15 protein-coding genes are annotated in these 17,043 nt (G+C 67.8%); 8 read left to right on the top strand and 7 right to left on the bottom strand.

Annotated features, from left to right (window positions below):
- Positions 1 to 92: 92 nt before the first annotated feature.
- Together ACT3SZ_RS02905 and ACT3SZ_RS02900 are read left to right on the top strand one after the other, a co-directional pair.
- On the top strand, positions 93 to 1,028 hold the full coding sequence (locus tag ACT3SZ_RS02905; protein WP_444616545.1) for a hypothetical protein: 936 nt from the start codon (positions 93 to 95) through the stop codon (positions 1,026 to 1,028).
- Between the two features lie 82 nt (positions 1,029 to 1,110).
- Positions 1,111 to 3,156, top strand: coding sequence for a glucose PTS transporter subunit IIA (locus ACT3SZ_RS02900; RefSeq protein ID WP_444616543.1), 2,046 nt, complete (start codon positions 1,111 to 1,113; stop codon positions 3,154 to 3,156).
- A gap of 15 nt (positions 3,157 to 3,171) precedes the next feature.
- Here ACT3SZ_RS02900 and ACT3SZ_RS02895 read toward each other — a convergent pair whose 3' ends face one another.
- The 3 genes from ACT3SZ_RS02895 to ACT3SZ_RS02885 form a co-directional block, all read right to left on the bottom strand.
- Positions 3,172 to 3,903, bottom strand: coding sequence for a hypothetical protein (locus ACT3SZ_RS02895; RefSeq protein ID WP_444616541.1), 732 nt, complete (start codon positions 3,901 to 3,903; stop codon positions 3,172 to 3,174).
- Positions 3,896 to 4,594: a class I SAM-dependent methyltransferase gene (locus ACT3SZ_RS02890; protein WP_444616539.1), complete on the bottom strand. Its 699-nt coding sequence runs from the start codon at positions 4,592 to 4,594 to the stop codon at positions 3,896 to 3,898. The genes ACT3SZ_RS02895 and ACT3SZ_RS02890 overlap by 8 nt, the downstream gene beginning before the upstream one ends.
- A gap of 219 nt (positions 4,595 to 4,813) precedes the next feature.
- Positions 4,814 to 6,424 (bottom strand): FAD-dependent oxidoreductase, encoded by a 1,611-nt coding sequence (locus ACT3SZ_RS02885; RefSeq protein ID WP_444616538.1) that lies wholly within the window; start codon positions 6,422 to 6,424, stop codon positions 4,814 to 4,816.
- A gap of 68 nt (positions 6,425 to 6,492) precedes the next feature.
- Between ACT3SZ_RS02885 and ACT3SZ_RS02880 the strand changes: the two genes are divergently transcribed.
- Positions 6,493 to 8,139, top strand: a complete 1,647-nt coding sequence (locus ACT3SZ_RS02880; RefSeq protein ID WP_444616536.1) for an FAD-binding oxidoreductase — start codon at positions 6,493 to 6,495, stop codon at positions 8,137 to 8,139.
- Positions 8,132 to 9,097 carry a diacylglycerol kinase gene (locus ACT3SZ_RS02875; RefSeq protein WP_444616534.1) on the top strand — a complete coding sequence of 322 codons (966 nt, stop codon included), beginning with the start codon at positions 8,132 to 8,134 and terminating at the stop codon, positions 9,095 to 9,097. The genes ACT3SZ_RS02880 and ACT3SZ_RS02875 overlap by 8 nt, the downstream gene beginning before the upstream one ends.
- 127 nt (positions 9,098 to 9,224) lie before the next feature.
- On the opposite strand, the gene ACT3SZ_RS02870 is transcribed toward ACT3SZ_RS02875, so the two are convergent.
- Positions 9,225 to 9,467 carry a hypothetical protein gene (locus tag ACT3SZ_RS02870; protein WP_444616532.1) on the bottom strand — a complete coding sequence of 81 codons (243 nt, stop codon included), beginning with the start codon at positions 9,465 to 9,467 and terminating at the stop codon, positions 9,225 to 9,227.
- A 42-nt stretch (positions 9,468 to 9,509) separates the two neighbouring features.
- On the opposite strand from ACT3SZ_RS02870, the gene ACT3SZ_RS02865 reads away from it, so the two are divergent.
- Positions 9,510 to 10,268, top strand: coding sequence for an SDR family oxidoreductase (locus ACT3SZ_RS02865; RefSeq protein ID WP_444616530.1), 759 nt, complete (start codon positions 9,510 to 9,512; stop codon positions 10,266 to 10,268).
- Positions 10,269 to 10,279: 11 nt separating this feature from the next.
- On the opposite strand, the gene ACT3SZ_RS02860 is transcribed toward ACT3SZ_RS02865, so the two are convergent.
- Together ACT3SZ_RS02860 and ACT3SZ_RS02855 are read right to left on the bottom strand one after the other, a co-directional pair.
- Positions 10,280 to 11,329: an isopenicillin N synthase family dioxygenase gene (locus tag ACT3SZ_RS02860; RefSeq protein ID WP_444616528.1), complete on the bottom strand. Its 1,050-nt coding sequence runs from the start codon at positions 11,327 to 11,329 to the stop codon at positions 10,280 to 10,282.
- Positions 11,326 to 12,516: a nitrate ABC transporter substrate-binding protein gene (locus ACT3SZ_RS02855; RefSeq protein WP_444616526.1), complete on the bottom strand. Its 1,191-nt coding sequence runs from the start codon at positions 12,514 to 12,516 to the stop codon at positions 11,326 to 11,328. Before ACT3SZ_RS02855 ends, ACT3SZ_RS02860 begins: the two co-directional genes overlap by 4 nt.
- Positions 12,517 to 12,773: 257 nt before the next feature.
- Here ACT3SZ_RS02855 and ACT3SZ_RS02850 point away from each other — a divergent pair, with 257 nt between their 5' ends.
- The 3 genes from ACT3SZ_RS02850 (at position 12,774) to ctaD (ending at position 16,271) form a co-directional block, all read left to right on the top strand.
- Positions 12,774 to 13,421: a GntR family transcriptional regulator gene (locus ACT3SZ_RS02850; RefSeq protein WP_444616524.1), complete on the top strand. Its 648-nt coding sequence runs from the start codon at positions 12,774 to 12,776 to the stop codon at positions 13,419 to 13,421.
- A 93-nt stretch (positions 13,422 to 13,514) separates the two neighbouring features.
- A complete protein-coding gene (locus ACT3SZ_RS02845; RefSeq protein ID WP_444616521.1) occupies positions 13,515 to 14,429 on the top strand; it encodes a LysR family transcriptional regulator in 915 nt (304 codons plus the stop codon).
- A gap of 132 nt (positions 14,430 to 14,561) precedes the next feature.
- Positions 14,562 to 16,271, top strand: a complete 1,710-nt coding sequence (gene ctaD, locus ACT3SZ_RS02840; protein WP_444616519.1) for an aa3-type cytochrome oxidase subunit I — start codon at positions 14,562 to 14,564, stop codon at positions 16,269 to 16,271.
- 101 nt (positions 16,272 to 16,372) lie between these two features.
- On the opposite strand, the gene ACT3SZ_RS02835 is transcribed toward ctaD, so the two are convergent.
- On the bottom strand, positions 16,373 to 16,903 hold the full coding sequence (locus ACT3SZ_RS02835; protein ID WP_444616517.1) for a hypothetical protein: 531 nt from the start codon (positions 16,901 to 16,903) through the stop codon (positions 16,373 to 16,375).
- Between the last annotated feature and the right edge of the window lie 140 nt (positions 16,904 to 17,043).

Here is a 17,043-nt window from a genome sequence, read left to right as displayed (position 1 = left end):
ACCGGATCCGGCACGGGACGCGGGGTCGCCCGGTAGCGTGAGGGGAACGCGGGACGGCAGGGGGCCGTCCTACCCGGGGGAGGGGACCGCTCATGGCGGGAAACGACAAGAAATTCTGGACGACCACCGAGCTCATCGCGTCCGGCAGGACGCCCGACTCGCTGCGCGGGGAATGCGCGCGCGGCGAGATCCACCGCATCGTCCGCGGCCTGTACAGCACTGAGGAACCCACCGACCTCGTCGTCCTCGCTGCCCTGGCCTGGGCGCGCGACGGCCTGGTCTACACCGGACGCACCGCCGCGTTCCTGCACTCCATGGTGCCCATGGCCTGGCCGGCGCAGGCGAGCGTGCCCCGCGGGAAGAGCCGGGACGGCGGGACGTTGCTGCAGCTCAGCACCGCACGCCGCGGCACCACCGAGTACCGCCGCAGCGTGCCCACGCTCAATGGGCTGGCCACCGCCGTCACCGTCGAGGGTGACGATATTACTGAGAAGATGCGCGGCTCCCTGCTGATGCGCAACTACGGCGGGTTCCGGGGAAACCGGCGACTGGCGCAGGATCTTGCCGCCCTGGAGCCGTCGCGCAGGGCGCGAGCGGCGGAGCTCGCCGGCAGCGTGATCACCGGCACCGCCAGCGAACTGGAGTACAAGGCCGTGTGCATCATCGTGGATGCCCTCGATCGCGTGGACGTGACTGTGCAGGTCAACGCGCAGATCCGCGGCTACTACTTCGACATCGTCATCCCGGAGGCGCGGGTGTGCATCGAGATCGATAGTCGTCAGTACCATGCGGCCGGCTCCGCACGACGCGAGGACTTCGTGGCCGACCGGTGGAAGGGCAATGCGGCGGTGCGGTGGGGCTGGACGCTGCTGCGCTACCCGGATGCGAGCGTGGACCACGCCGCCCGCGAGATCGGCGCGGAGGTGCTCGACACCGTGCTGTTCAACCTGGCCAACCCGCGCACACGCAAGTTACGGGTCGAGGAGATCCCCACGGACCGCAGGGTGCACGACTGGCACCGACGGTAGGACGCCGCGGTTGCCGTAGCCTGGTGCAATCCCGTAGCGGCCCCAAGCGTGTGCAACAAGCGTGTGCGATGAGGAGTGTGACATGAGCCAGGAAGAGATGGTGTGCCCGTTGGCGGGCACCGTCATCGAGATGTCGGAGGTTCCCGACCCGGTGTTCGCCCGCGAGGCGATGGGAGTCGGCTTCGGCATCACGGACACCCCGGGCGGCGAGGTCTGCTCCCCGGTCACCGGGACGGTGGTGATGGTCGCCAAGACCGGCCACGCGGTGGGGATCGCCACCGATTCCGGCCTGCAGTATCTGGTCCACTTGGGGCTGGACACCGTGGAGCTGGAGGGCCGCCCCTTCACCGTCGACGTCGCCAAGGGTGACACGGTGACCGCAGGTCAGAAGATCGCCACCATGGACATCGAGGCGATCACCGAGGCCGGCAAGTCCACCACGACCGTGGTGGTGGTGACGAACTCGAAGAAGATGGTCGACCACCTCGACGTGACCGTTGGCGAGGCAGGACGCGGCGACGTGGTCGCGCAGGTGTACCTCGCCGCTGACGAGGCCGCTGACGAGGCCGCCACGCAGGACGCACCGGCCGCCGCGCCTGCGGCGTCGGAGCGTCCTGCGGGTTTGGACGGTTTCGACCTCACCGCGTGGGAGATCCTGGACCATATCGGCGGCGCGGAGAACGTCCGCAGCGTCACGCACTGCATCACGCGGGTGCGCTTCTATCTGAAGGACGCCGACCTCGCCGACGACACTGCCGTCGCGGACCTCGACGGGGTCATCGACGTGGTGCGCGCCGGCGGGCAGTACCAGGTCGTCATCGGTGCCGACGTGGAGGACGTCTACGACGCCGTCGAGCGGCGGCTCGAGGCGTCCGGCGCAGGTGGCGCGGGCGCGGGAGGCGGGGGAGACACGGACGCCGGTGCGTCCGACGCGGAGCCGCGCGAACGCCCCACCACCGCGTTGGGGTGGGTGAAGTACGGGTTCTCCGAACTGATCGGCGTGATTACTGGGTCGATGATCCCGGTGATCGGGCTGCTCGCGGCGTCCGGCATCATCAAGGGCGTCCTGTCGCTGCTGCTGAACTTCGACCTGGTCGCCGAGGACTCGAACACCTACCAGATCATCAACGCGATGAGCGACGCGGTGTTCTTCTTCCTGCCGATCTTCGTCGGCTTCACCGCCGCACGCAGGCTGGGGGCGGACCCGATCATCGTCTCGATCATCGGCGGCGTGCTCTGCTATCCGAGCCTGGTGGACATGTCCGAGACCGAGGGCGACAGCGCGCTGCTGGGGATGTCGCTGAACTCCGACTTCTTCGGCATCCCCTTCCACGTGGCGAGCTACTCGTACTCGATCTTCCCGATGATCGTCGCCGCCTGGCTGGCGTCGGTACTCGAGCCGTGGCTGAAGCGGGTGATCCCGAACATGGTGCGCATGATCTTCGTGCCGTTGTTCGAGGTCGTGATCGTGTCCCTGGCGATCCTGCTGATCCTGGGGCCGGTGGTCATGTTCGTGTCCACGGGTATCGCGAACCTGATCCAGGGGCTCTACGATCTTTCGCCCACGGTGTCTGGCACGGTCATTGGCGCGCTGTACCAGTCGCTGGTGATCTTCGGGCTGCACTGGGCGGTGATCCCGCTGGTGGCGCAGGACATCGCGTCGAACGGGAACTCCTACCTCAACGCCATTATCTCCGTGACGATGGTCGCCCAGGGTGGCGCGGTGCTCGCGGTGTTCCTGCGCACCCGGATCGAGAAGATCAAGACCCTGTCCGGCCCGGCGGCGATCTCCGCGTTCTGCGGCATCACCGAGCCGGCGATGTACGGGGTGAACCTGAAGTACGGGCGCGTATTCATCATGGCGTCGGTCGGTGGTGCGGTCGGTGGACTGCTGACCGGCCTGTTCAACGTGAACATGTGGGGCTTCACCGGGTCGCTGATCGGCTTCACCTCCTTCGTCAACCCCGACGACGGGGTGGACGCCAGCTTCTGGGGCTACCTCATCGCCTCCGCCGTGGCACTTGCGGTGGCGTTCACCCTGACCTGGTTCTTCGGGTTCAAGGACTCCGACGTGGACAAGGGACGCGAGGTCGAGAAGGTCCGGTTGGGGAGCCGGGAGCCGAAGTAGGACGGCGCGGCGGGGTCAGCCCTCCACGACCCCGTCGCCGTCGCTGGCGTCCATGAGGTCTTGGACGGTGGCGAACTCGTCCAGGCCGAAGCGCTCCAGCATGCCGGTGGATCCGTCGGTCGGCCACACCTCGGTGCCGGCGACGGGCAGGAAGCCGAGGGAGTCGCCGTCGGGCAGGCAGAAGATCACCGTGTCCATCGCGGTGAGGTTCAGCAGTGCGTCGCCGAGCAGGTCGTGGGGGAACAGGGTCACGAGGATGACGTCGGACGGTCCGACGGCGCCGTCGTTCCCGTCGGCGGCCCCACCCACGCCGTCCTCATCTGAGTCGTCTTCGCCGGTGTCACCGGCGACGAGCGCGGGCAGGGTGCTGCGGATCTCCGGGGTGGAGCGGATGCCCTCGAGGTAGGCCTGCGCGAGGTTCTGCCGGTGGAGGCGCTGGTTGGTGTCCTCGTCCTGCAGGGAGCGCACGAACATACTCGCCCCTGTGGGGGACCCGCCGTGCGGCATGCCCTCGGGGCTGGTCTCCTGATCCACGGCCCATTCGGCGTAGCTGCGCATCGCCGGCTTTTCCTCGCCGGAGAGGAACTGCAGGTCACGGTTGGCGGCGTACTTCGCCTCGGAGAGTTTCTGCGCGCTGCCGGTCATCGGCGCGTTGATGCCGTAGTAGGTCCACTGCGGCGCGGTGGTGGGGTCATGGCGGAACACGACCTGCGCCACGGAGTTCGACACGGGGGTGGGCTCACTCATCGTGCTCACCTCCGGCGGGCTCGGCGAGCTGCAGCACGGCGACCATGAAGTCGCTCGCGTCAGTTCCCTCTGCGCCGTCGGTGAACGGCTGCAGCTCCCACGAGGAGAAGCGCTGGACGAGCCGCAGGCCGGCGGCGCTGACGTCCTGCGCGAACTCCTCGACGGAGCGCCCGCGCGACAGGCCGAAGCCGACGACGAGGCGTCCTGCCGGGGCCAGGCGGGACGCCAGGACGCCGAGCGCCTGGCGGTGCGCGGCGTCGGGGATGAACGCCAGGACGTTGCCGGCGGAGACGATGATGTCGAACGGGCCGGACGGCACCTCCTCGTCGGAGGCCAGGTCGCCGACCGCCCACTCGACGCCGGAGCCGGCATAGCGTTCGCGCGCGTACTCCACGAGCTGCGGGTCGATGTCGACGGCGGAGACGAGGTGGCCGCGGGCGGCCAGTGCAGCGGCGACGCGTCCGGTGCCCGAGCCGGCGTCGAGGACGCGGGCGTGGCGCGAGGCCATGGCGTCGACCAACCGGGCCTCACCGTCGATGTCCTTGCCCTCGTGCTCGAAGCCTTCCCACCGGGCGATGTAGCGCTGCGAGTGGGCGGGGTCCGCCCCGGTGACGGACGCCCAGGTGGTGGTCGCGTTACCCGCGGGGCCGGGCTCGGGCGAGGGTTCTGACGGTACTGGTGGTACTGACATGGGCTGGATCGGACTCATGCTCACCAGTATGCCAGTCGACCGGTGTGGTGGGGCCGCATGAGGTGGCCGGGTAGTTCTTTGGAAGTTCTTCAAACAACTCGAAAAGAACTCTGCAAGAACTTCTCGGCACCCAGGGGGCCGACAACGGACTAACGGTGCAGGTCAACCAGTTCTTCGGGAGTTCTTTTAAGTTCTTTCGAATTCTTTCGCGGGTTGTTTCTACCGCGCCGCGGCGAGGATCTCCTCGGCGGCGGGCAGGCAGGCATCCCGGTCGGCGGTGACCAGGCCGATGCGGGAACGGCGGTCGATGAGGTCCTCCACCGTCAGCGCGCCCTCGTGGGTCACGTGCCAGGCGAACTCGGCGCGCACGGTGTCGATGCCCGGGGCCACCGGCTCCAGCGGGCGCTCCACCGGGCAGGTACGCAGCACGGCCGGGGCCTCGTGGCCGAAGCGTTCCACCATCGAGGCGGGCAGTCCGGCGAGGTCACTGGGGTGAACGTAGCGCACGCCGGGGGATCCGGGCGCGCCGACCAGGGGGGTGGTGGCGGTCACGCACGGTCCCGGTGTGGACCCGGAGTCGCGCAGCATGCCGGCGACGAGGTCCATGGTCTGCTCCGCCATCAGCCGGTATTCGGTGAGCTTGCCGCCGGTCACGGTGACGAGGTTGGCGTCGTCCCCCTCGCCGGTGAGGATCACGTGGTCGCGCGAGAGGTCCGCGGTGGACCCACCGGAAGCATCAGAGGAGTCATCGTTGAACTGCACCAGCGGCCGCAGTCCGGCGAACGCACCGAGCACGTCGTCGGTGGTGAGGTCCACGGCGAGGGCCTGGTTGACCACGTCGAGGATCCAGCGCACGTCGGAGTCCGGCACCTCGGGCACGTCCGGGATGGTCTTCGTGCCCAGGTCCTCGTCGGTGATGCCCACGTAGCAGCGGCCGAGCTGCTCGGGCAGGATGAAGCAGAACCGGCTGCTGTGGCCGGGCACGGGCACGGTCAGCGCGCCGGTGGGGTTGCCGACGGCGGCGGCGTCGATGACCAGGTGCGTCCCGCGCGAGGGACGCACGGTGACCTGCGGGTCCAGGTGCCCGGCCCACACGCCGGTGGCGTTGACGACGGCCCCGGCGGAGACGCCGAACGTCGGGGCGTCCGGCGAGAGTTCATCGCGCAGGACGACCCGATCGCCGTGGGCCTCCACGGCGCGGCAGTGGGTCACCACGCGTGCCCCGTAGCCGGCGGCGGTGCGGACCAGGGCGGTGACCAGGCGGGCGTCGTCGACGAGTTGGCCATCGTGGTTGACATAGCCGAAGCGCAGGTCGGAGGTGTCGACGGCGGGGCACAGTTCGGCGACGGTGCGGGCGCTGACGGTGCGGGAGGCCGGAAGGGTGGACGCCGGGGTACCTGCGGCGACGCGCAGTGCGTCGCCGGCGAGGAAGCCGACGCGCGGGGTGGTCTTCTGCCCGCGGGTGTAGCGGTCCTGCACGGGCACGACCTGGGTCACGGCGTGGGTGAGGTGCGGGGCGGTGGTGCCCATGAGGATGCCGCGTTCCACGGCGGAGCGCCGGGCGATGCCCACATTGCCGGTGGCGAGGTAGCGCAGTCCGCCGTGGGCGAGTTTCGAGGACCAGCGTGAGGTGCCGAAGGCGATGTCGTGGGCGTCGACGAGCAGGACGTCCAGCCCGCGGGTCGCCGCGTCCAACGCCACACCGGCGCCGGTGACGCCGGCACCGATGACGACGAGGTCCACGTGGGTGCGTCCATCGCGCAGGCCGGTGACCTCACCGGTGCGGCGGGCGGCGTCGAGTCGGGTGGCGTCCGGCCGGAAGGTTGTCATGACCTGCAGTCTATCGGTGTGCGGGATTCCGCGTCGGGGACTCGGCAGAGCGGGTATCTTGTGTGGTCATGGACACGTTGCCGATCCCGCCGATGAAGTTCAACCTCTGGGGCACCGTCGATGAGGCGAAGCCGCTGGGCTCCTCGACGCGCTCCATGCTCGGCACCCTCATGGGCGTGCGGGAGGACGCCGCGACCGCCGCGCGTGATGTCGACCTCGACGCCGTCACGCTCAGCCCGGTACGGCTGCAGGACGCCGACCTGCAGGCCTTCGCCGATATCGTGGGCGCCGCCCACGTCTCCACCGACGATGCCCAGCGCGCGCCGCGCGCCCGCGGCAAGTCCTCCCTGGACCTGCTGGAATGGCGCGCCGGGGCGTCCCACGTGGTCTCCGCGCCGGACGCGGTGCTCGCGCCCGGCACCGAGGACGAGGTCCTCGCCGTCCTGCAGTTCTGCTCCCGCGAGGGGATTGCCGTGGTGCCCTTCGGCGGCGGCACGTCCGTCGTCGGCGGGCTGACCCCGGGCGACACCGACGGCTCGCGCCGTTTCCGCGCCGTGGTCAGCCTCGACCTGGTGCGCTTCGATCGTCTCTCCGAGGTGGACGCCGAATCCGGCCTGGCCACCCTGGGGGCGGGGCTGACCGGCCCGGCCGCCGAACTGCTGCTCGCCGACCACGGACTGCAGATCGGCCACTACCCGCAGTCCTTCCCCTATGCGACCATCGGCGGCTATGCGGTGACCCGCTCGTCCGGGCAGAACTCCGCCGGGTACGGACGCTTCGACGACATGGTCCGTGAACTCACCCTGGTCACCCCGGTTGGTGTGATGACCGTGGGCCACGCCTCCCCGGCCTCGGCCGCCGGACCCGACCTGCGCGAACTGGTGATGGGCTCGGAAGGGGTCTTCGGCGTGGTCACCCGCGTGCGGCTGCGCGTGCACCCGGTGCCGCAGGTCAAACGCTATGAGGCCTTCACCTTCCCCGACTTCGCCACCGGCGTGGCCGCGCTGCGGGCCGTGAAGCAGACCGGCACCGGGCCCACGGTGATCCGGCTGTCCGACGAGATCGAGTCCTCGATCAACCTGTCCTCCGGCGATAAGGCCGGCGAGTCCAGCTCCCCGCCCGGGTGCATGTGCATCACCATGTACGAGGGCACCGCGGAGCATACCGCCTCCCGGCACGCCGAGACCCGTGACCTGCTGCTGTCCAAGGGGGCGACCAGCGTGGGGGAGGAGCCCGCACGGCACTGGGAGCAGGGCCGGTTCAACGCCCCGGTGCTGCGCGACTCCCTGCTGGACGCCGGCGCGCTGTGCGAGACGCTGGAGACCTGCACCGACTGGTCCAATGTGCCCCGACTGAAGAAGGCCGTGGGCGAGGCGCTGGCCGGCGCGCTGAACGGCTCCGGCACCATGGCGCTGATCATGTGCCACGTCTCCCACGTCTACGCCGAGGGCTGCTCGTTGTACTTCACCGTGGTCGCCGCACAGAAGGGTGATCCGGTGGCACAGTGGCGCACGGCCAAGACCGCGGTGACCCGCGCACTGACCGAGAACGGCGGCACCGTCACCCACCACCACGCCGTGGGCGCCGACCACCGCCCCTTCATGGCCGCCGAGATCGGCGAACTGGGGGTCGCCGTGCTGCGCGCGGTGAAAGACCGCCTCGACCCCGACGGTGTGATGAACCCCGGCACGCTGATCGGAGGCGACGATGAGTGAACACCAGCGAGCCTACGAGGTCGGCCACGTTGACCTGCGGCGCATCGCCCTGCTGACCAACCCCCACGCCGGCAAGGGAGGAGCCGGGGCCGCCGCCGACATCGCCCGCGACCGCTTCGCCGACCACGGCATCGACGTGGTCAGCATTCAGGGAGCCTCACCCGAAGGAGCCCGCGAACTCGCCGCACGCATGGTCGCCGAGGAAGGGATCGACGCCCTCGTCGTCTGCGGCGGCGACGGGCTGATCAACCTCGCCCTGCAGGAACAGGCCGGCACGTCCACCCCGCTGGGCATCATCCCCGCCGGCACGGGCAACGACCACGCCCGCGAGTACGGCATCCCCACCCACCCGCGCCGGGCGGCAGACGTGATCGCCCGCGGCTTCTGCACCACCACCGACCTGGGCCGCATGCGCGACGACGCCGGCAACGAGCACTGGTTCGGCACCATCGCCTGCGCCGGCTTCGACTCCCTGGTCTCCGACCGCACCAACCGGATCCGCTGGCCGCGCGGACAGATGCGCTACAACGTGGCCATCGTCGCCGAGTTCCTCAACTTCCACTCCATCCCCACCCGCCTGGTGCTGGACCCCGGCACCGACGAGGAGCAGGTCATCGAGGAGAACATGACGCTGGTGGCGATGGGCAACACCCGCAGCTACGGCGGCGGCATGGTCATCTGCCCGGACGCCGACCACCACGACGGCATCCTCGACGTCACCGTGCTCGAACGCATGGGGCGGGTGAAGGCGGCGACGAAGTTCATGAAGATCTTCGACGGCAGCTTCGTGGAGGAACGCGGCGTGAACACCTACCGGGCGCGCCGGGTGCGCATCGAGATGACCGACCGTGGCGGCCAGCACATCAACGGCTACGCCGACGGCGACCGCTTCGCCCCGCTGCCGATGGAGGTCGAGGTGGTTCCGGGCGCGGGACGCTACCTGGTGCCGCGGCCGTAGGTGCGGGGTCGTGTGCTGCGCCGTGTGCCGCGGGTGTTCTGAAACCCCACGCATTGGTTGGCGATCGGAGGCTGGACCACCAATCGCGAGGGGTTTCAGGACATGGGGTGCAGGCTCGGTGTCGGGCTCAGTGCTCGGCGGGGATACCGGCGGCGAGCTTCGCGGCCTCGATGCCGTTGGTCCGCGTCGGTGTCGTCGGTGACGCAGCAGGGGAAGATATAGAGGACACGGCTTCTTCTGTCGCGTCGGTCGCGCCCGTCCCCTTCTTCCCGCTCGAGCCGGTCAGCCGGCGGATCACCTTCGCCGCGACCACGGGATGGTCGATCTGGGCGCGGGTCACGGGGCCGTTGAGCATGCTCGGGAGCTTCATAAGGGATGAGTCTATGCCGTCGGAGCTACTACGCTCTGGCGTATGAGCAATAAAGCACAGACATCAGACCGTCGTCTCGCCGTGGTGACCGGAGCGTCCGCCGGCATCGGGGAGGCCACCGCGGTGGCGCTGGCCACGGACGGGTGGGACGTGGTGCTCGCCGCGCGGCGTCCGGAGATGCTGGAGCAGGTCGCCGCACGCATCGCCGCGGACGCCCCGGAGGCGTCCACCCACGTGGCGACCGTGGACGTCACCGACCGGGAGAGCGTGGATGCCCTAGCGTCCACCGTGCATGAGCTCGGCGGGGCGGACCTACTGGTCAACAATGCCGGCGGTGCCCGTGGTCTCGACGCAGTCCTCGACGGGGATGTCGAGGACTGGCGCTGGATGTACGAGGCGAACGTGATCGGCACGCTGCAGGTCACCCAGGCGTTGTTCCCCGAGCTGCAGCGCACCGCCGCGCCGCAGGTGATCAACATTGTCTCCATCGCCGGACGCAACGCCTACCGCGGCGGGGCGGGTTACAACGCCGCGAAGTTCGGCGAGACCGCGCTGAGCGACGTGATGCGCATGGAGTTCGCCGAGAAGGGGGTGCGCGTCTGTCAGGTCGATCCGGGGCGCGTGGCGACGGACTTCAGCCTCAACCGGTTCAAGGGTGACACCGACCGTGCGCAGCAGGTCTACGAGGACGTGCTGAACCTCACCGCGCAGGACATCGCCGAGACCGTGCGGTGGGTGGCGGGACGTCCGGCGCACATGGACGTGGACACCATCATGATCCGGCCCACCGACCAGGCCTGATTCAGATCACATCAGCCCGCGGCGGTGACGCGGGCGGCCTCGCGGGCGGCGTCCGGCGGGGCGACACCGGCCTTCATGCCGGCGAGTTTGGCGTTGATGTTGTCCGCCACGGTGATCGGCGGGTAGCCGGCGCCCTCACCGCCACCCTCACCGCCACAGCCGGGGAGCGTCTCGATGAGCGCGTCGTGGTTGCCGTCGAAGAAGAAGGCGGCGGAACGTCGGCGGATGATGCGTCCGTCCACGACGGGCGGGTCTACCCGGTGCACGGTGGACATCCATCGGTCGTTGGTCCAGCGGGCCATCGCGTCGCCGAGGTTCACGATCAGTGCACCTTCGGCCGGTTCCACGGAGTGCCACGTGCCCGCCCGGTCGAGAACCTGCAGGCCAGGCACTCGATCGGCCCACAGTACGGTGAGGATGCCGAAGTCGGTGTGGGCTCCCATGCCGGTGAGCTCGCCGGCGAGCTCGATGTCGCCCTCGGGCAGGGTGTAGTGGTTCATCTTCAGCGCGTCGATGGAGTGGTCCACCATCTCGTCGAAGTAGCCGGACGGCAGGGCGAGGGCGTCGGTGAAAGCGGTGAGTAGGGCGCGGGACACGCGAGCGGCCTCGGCGAACCAGGTCTCCACCGCAGGACGGAAGGACGGCGCGATCGCCGTTGGCCAGGTGTTGTCCGGGTAGCTGGTTTCGGGGAGGTCGAGGCCGGGGAACCAGGAGCGTTCGGAGCCGACGGTGATCGCCTCGTAGAAGTCGTTCATCTGGTTGGCGGCGGCCACGCCGAGGCTCATACTCAGCGACTCGCTCTTCGGCGGGCTGTAGCCGCGATTCTCGCCGGTGCGGGTGTAGGCCTTCTTGGCGTCCAGCGGTTGGGCGAAGAAGTCGTCGAGCGCGCCGGCCAGGCCGTCCTCCACCTCGGACGGCACGCCGTGGCCGGTGATCTGCAGGAAGCCGACCTCGGAACAGGCCTTGTCGAGCTGGCGGGCGACCTCGGCGCGAGCGGCGTCTTGCGAGGTGCCGGCGTCGGTGAGATAGGGCGAAATGTCGATGACGGGGATGGTGCTCATGAGCTCTCCGTAATGTCGGTACTGATGAAGCGGGGGTCGAAGAGGTCGGTGGCGGCGATGTCCTCGGGCAGGCTGGAGCCGGAGGAGTTGAGCACGTCGACGAGCATGGCGGTGGAGTCGGCGGCCTTGTCCATGTCATAGCTGCCCCAGACACCGTCGTCGCCGGGGGCGATGATGTCCTCGTCGCGCAGGACTTCGGCGGAGGCGGCGGCCTGCTCGGCGGTGTAGGGGTTGTAGGCGTTGTCGCTGCTGACCCAGTCGATGATCAGCTGGTTGGTGGCCTCCGGGTCGGCGACGTAATCGGCCCCGGTCTGCTGCACCATGGGCACGAGTTTCTCCAGGCAGTCGGACATGTCGTCGAGGCGGTCGGGGCGCACGGTGAGGTTGGCGCCGTAGGTGTCGTAGCCGGTATTGCCTGCACTATCGCCGCCGGTCATGTCGCGCACGAGCTGGTAGTCGACGGGTTTCATCCAGGACTCGACCTCGTGCTCGTAGCGGTAGGGCTCGGAGTTGGCGAAGCCCTGCTGGGCGATGGACGGGTCGGAGACGAAGCGTGCGGGGGCGCCGTCGTAGCTGGTGTCGATCTGGTCCTCGTCGAGGAGGCCTTCGGCAACGAGCCAGCGGGGGAAGACCTGGTCAGCGGAGACGACCACGGTCTCGCCGGAGTCGCGGATGTCCTCGACACCGTCCCAGTCAGGGTGAGTCTCGGGGTCCCACATGAGGATCGAGGGGTTGGTTTTCAGCAGCGGAGTCAGGCCGATCACGCGTTGGGTGTCGGCGGCGGCGACCATCTGGTCCTGGTGGACGAGCCCGAGGTCGATGCTGGTGTCGGTGTACATCTGGTCGGGTACGGATTGGAAGCCGATGGACGCCCCGCCGGCACGCAGGGTGAGGTCCACGCCGGTGTCGCCGTCGTCGAAGACGAGGGAGCCGGTGGCGGACTTCGATGCAGCGTCGATGGAATAGTCGGCACCGAGCAGTCCGATGATGCCCGCCTGGTCGGACTGCGGCTGCCACTGCAGTTGCACGTCGATATTCTCCGGGCAGACGTCGTCGAGGCGGTATTCTTCGGCGGCGGGTTCGATGGTGATGTCGGCTCCGCCGGTGTCGTCCGAGCCGCAGGCGACGAGGCCGCCGGTCAGAGCGGCGGCGCCGAGGGCGGCGGCGATGGTGCGTGCTGTTCTCATGGTCTCTCCTCGTGGTGGTGACTGCATGTAGGAGCTAAGCGCGTAGCGCTCCACTGCGCTACCGCAGGACGCCGCCAGCGCGCGCCCGCCTCGCGGCGTCCTGCGCCGTGCGCGGCGCGAACGCGCAGGTTAAGGTGGTGGGAGCGGCAGGAGCGACGGACGTAGCGTCCTGCGTATTGAGACGCAGAATTAACCCAGGAAATGGTCCCGTAATACATGTAATCGGCGATGGTGCTGCCGAAGGAAGCGAGAAGTGCATGACGCAGGACGGTTCGGGAGGTCTGCTGGCGGAGTCCGTACGGCAGCGGTTGCGCGAGGAGATCATCACCGGGGCGTTGCCGCCGGGTACGTCGCTGAGCGTGCCGGGCATCGCATCGCGCTACGGGGTGTCGCGCAGTCCGGTGCGCGAGGCGGTGCAACAGCTCACGGTGGAGGGGGTGGCGGAGTACCGGCCGCGAGCCGGCGCGCGTGTGGCCGAGGTGGACGAGACGACCTTGGAACAGGTCTTTGACCTGCGTGAACTGCTGGACGGACGCGCCGCCGAGCAGGCCACGCGGCGGGTGAGTTCGGCGGATATCGCCGGGCTGCGCGAGCTGGTGGAGGAGCAGGCGGCGAACCTCGCCGACGGGCCGGACCCGGTGCGCGACTCGCGGCTGGACCTTGAATTCCACACCAGGATCCGCGAGGCGTCCGGCAACAGACCCTTGTGTGATGTGCTGACCAGGCTGGACGCCCAGGCCTTCCTGTATCGGACGGACGCCTGGTACTCCGGGCTGAACGCGACGGCGTCGCTGCAGGAACACCGCCGGATCGTCGATGCGCTGGAGGCGGGCGACGCCCACGGCGCGGCGGCCGCGGCGTCCTCCCATGCGGCTGCGGTGTTCGTCCGAATTATCCGCGATTGAGGCGGCCGTCACCTAGCCTCGTTATACTGGGACGGGTATTCCTTATGGATAATGTTTTATAATGCTGGCCAGCGGCAATAGGATGAAAACACCATGAATGCCAGACTTACACTCGAATCCCTTCGCTACGCCGACGCGGTAGCGGACGCAGGGTCGTTCAGCTCCGCCGCGCGTCGTTTCGGAGTCACTCAGCCGGCACTGTCCATCAGCATCGCCAAGCTCGAGGAGCACCTCGGCGGGCGTATCTTCCTGCGTAACCCGCGGGGCACGTCGCCGACGGCCTTCGGTGCGGCGTTGCTGCCGCGGATCAAGCAGATCATCGCGGACATCACCCGCATGGAGGTCGAGGCGGAGTCCTTCACCTCCAGCAGGTCGGGCACCGTGCGGGTCGGGATCTCCCCGAAGATCGACAAGGAGATCGTCGCGCAGCTCAAGGACGCCATCCACGGGCCGCACGCCCTGGCCGTGGGCCACGACGCGATGCTGCTCGAGGCCGAGCTCGACCCGCTGGAGGAGTTCCTGCAGGCCGGCAGCCTGGACAGGATCATCGTGCCCGCGCTGGGCTCGCTGCCGGGCTACAGCCACCGGCTCATCGACTCCGACTACCTCGTCCTGGTCGAAGAGCCCAATGAGGGCGACGGCGACGAGATCACCGTGGACGAACTCGCCGAACGCGAGCTGATCCTGTGCCGTCACGGTTGCGGCATCACCCGCATGGTCTCGGACATGTTCGCCGAGGCCGGACGCGAGATGAAGCGTGCCGAGATGGAGGTCACCCACTGCACCGCCCTGCCCGGTTGGGCGAACAAGGGCATGGGCTCGGTCGTGCTGCCGGAGCGCCACGTGCGTGAGGGCATGTCCTCGCGCCGTATCGTGCGCGAGGACGGCACCCAGGTCGAGATGTTCTACGAGCTGGTCTGGGACCCGGGTTCCGCCAGCGCGGTGTACCTGGAGTCGTTGGCGAAGTACCTCACCACGGTGTCCTCGTGGTCGCATAACGGCAAGTGATTACCCCATAAGCGCAACGGCTTCACCAGGGGAAATGCGCCAAACCTATAGTCGGAATACCGACACCGTGTGACGGCCCCGGTTGACGACCGGAGATGAGTCCGCCACCGACGCTTCAGGAGGTTTGGACCATTGACTGCCGTTGCCCCGTCCGAGGAGACGCACGCCCCTCATGCCCGGCCTGACCGTGGAGAACCACACGGCGGCCGGTCGAAGAAGGGTGGTCATGCATGGAGCATGCTGACCACAACCGACCACAAACAGCTCGGCATCATGTACATCGTGATGGCCTTCATCTTCTTCTTCATCGGCGGCCTCATGGCACTGCTGATCCGCGTGGAACTGTTCCACCCGGGCCTGCAGTTCCTGTCCAATGAGCAGTTCAACCAGCTGTTCACCATGCACGGCACGATCATGCTGCTGCTGTTCGGCAGCCCGCTGGTCTTCGGCTTCGCCAACTACGTGATGCCCCTGCAGATCGGTGCCCCCGATGTCGCCTTCCCCCGGCTCAACGCCCTCGGTTTCTGGCTGACCACGTGGGGCGGCATCATCATGCTGTCCGGCTTCCTGACCCCCGGCGGTGCCGCCGACTTCGGTTGGACGATGTACATGCCGCTGGCGGACGCGGTGAACTCGCCGGGTGTGGGCTCGCACCTGTGGGTCATCGGTGTCGGTGTCGGTGGCGTGGGCACGATCGCCTCGGCGATCAACATGATCACCACGATCCTGTGCCTGCGCGCACCGGGCATGACGATGTTCCGCATGCCGGTGTTCACCTGGAACATCCTGGTGATGTCCCTGCTGGTCCTGCTCATCTTCCCGCTGCTGACCGCCGCTGCCCTGGGTGTGCTCTACGACCGCATACTGGGAGGCCACATCTACGACTCCGCCAATGGCGGCGCGATTCTGTGGCAGCACCTGTTCTGGTTCTTCGGTCACCCCGAGGTCTACGTCCTGGCCCTGCCGTTCTTCGGCATCGTCTCGGAGATCTTCCCGGTGTTCTCCCGCAAGCCGATGTTCGGTTACGTCGGCCTGGTGTTCGCCACCCTGTCGATTGCCGCGCTGTCCCTGGCTGTGTGGGCGCACCACATGTTCGTCACCGGTGCCGTGCTGCTGCCGTTCTTCAGTTTCATGACCTTCCTGATCGCCGTGCCGACCGGCATGAAGTTCTTCAACTGGCTGGGCACGATGTGGAAGGGCCGGATCTCCTTCGAGACCCCGATGATCTTCGCCATCGGCTTCTTCGCCACCTTCCTGTTCGGTGGTCTGACCGGTGTCATGCTGGCGTCGCCGGCACTGGACTTCCAGCTCTCTGACTCCTACTTCGTGGTGGCTCACTTCCACTACACCCTGTTCGGCACTCTGGTGTTCGCCTCGTACGCTGGTGTGTACTTCTGGTTCCCGAAGATGACGGGTCGCATGCTCGACGAGCGTCTGGGCAAGATCCACTTCTGGCTGACCTTCGTGGGCTTCCACATGACGTTCCTGGTGCAGCACTGGCTGGGCAGCATGGGCATGCCGCGTCGTTACGCCGACTACCTGGACCAGGACGGGTTCACGCTGCTGAACCAGATCTCCACCATTGGTGCGCTGCTGCTCGGCGTCTCGGTCCTGCCGTTCGTGTGGAATGTGTTCAAGTCCTGGCGCTACGGTGAGATCGTGACCGTGGACGATCCGTGGGGCTACGGCAACTCCCTGGAATGGGCGACCTCGTGCCCGCCGCCGCGCCACAACTTCACTTCGATGCCGAAGATCCGTTCGGAGCGTCCGGCCTTCGAGCTGCACTACCCGCACATGGTGAAGACGGCCCGCGAGGAAGCGCACGTGGGACGCCACTTCTAGTCGGCTCCTGCTGACTGTTTGAACGTCTGACAGACAACGGCGGCGCCGGTGGTCAACTGAAACTGACCACTGGCGCCGCTGCTTCGTGCGTGGGGGAGGGTTCACTCAGGGAGTGGTACGTTGCCCCATTGCTCGAGGACTGCATCGTGCCACCAGTCATCATTCTCGAATAGATCAAAGTAGAGATTGAATGCCTCTATCGGGAAACCTTCGGCTTCGACCCTGGAAAGAAGTGCGAGAGCCCAGGTTGGGTACTCCATGGTTTCCGGTACGTCAGGAATTTCGCGTTCTTCCGGGCCGTCGATGTATCCCCGGTCGCGTAGGTCGTCGAATAGGTCCTGTTGGCCTTCTTCGGTGTCGTTATTGAACCGTGAAACCTCGTTTAGAAGGAAAGCTGCAGGGAAGCCCTCGGTCGCGACGAAATAGACAACGTACCCAAGCCATTCCGGATATGTTTCAACTTCCGGGGCAGTGCTGGAGCCGCTGCTGCTGAGGGAACCGAGGGAGCCGAGGCTTCCGGTGGAGTTGCCGGATCCGGGGAGCTCGGCGGCGACTGCGTTGGGGGCGACGACGAGGGCGGGTGCGATGACGGCTGCGGTGAGGCAGGCCTTGATGCGGAAAGAGAGGCTCATGGGGAGTCACTTTCATGCGGAAAACAAGAGTGGCCTGAGGGTAGCTCCACATAGGACGGCCGGATATTCCCGAGTACTGGTGCCACCAACTTTGGGGGCAGGGCGACAGAGTCGGAGGAGCGGAGCTCATGCAGCAACCC

Source organism: Corynebacterium sp. AOP40-9SA-29, assembly GCF_052377405.1.
Classification (GTDB): domain Bacteria; phylum Actinomycetota; class Actinomycetes; order Mycobacteriales; family Mycobacteriaceae; genus Corynebacterium.
Note: the sequence above shows the minus strand (reverse complement) of the source record. Positions and strands in the feature narration are given on the sequence as shown.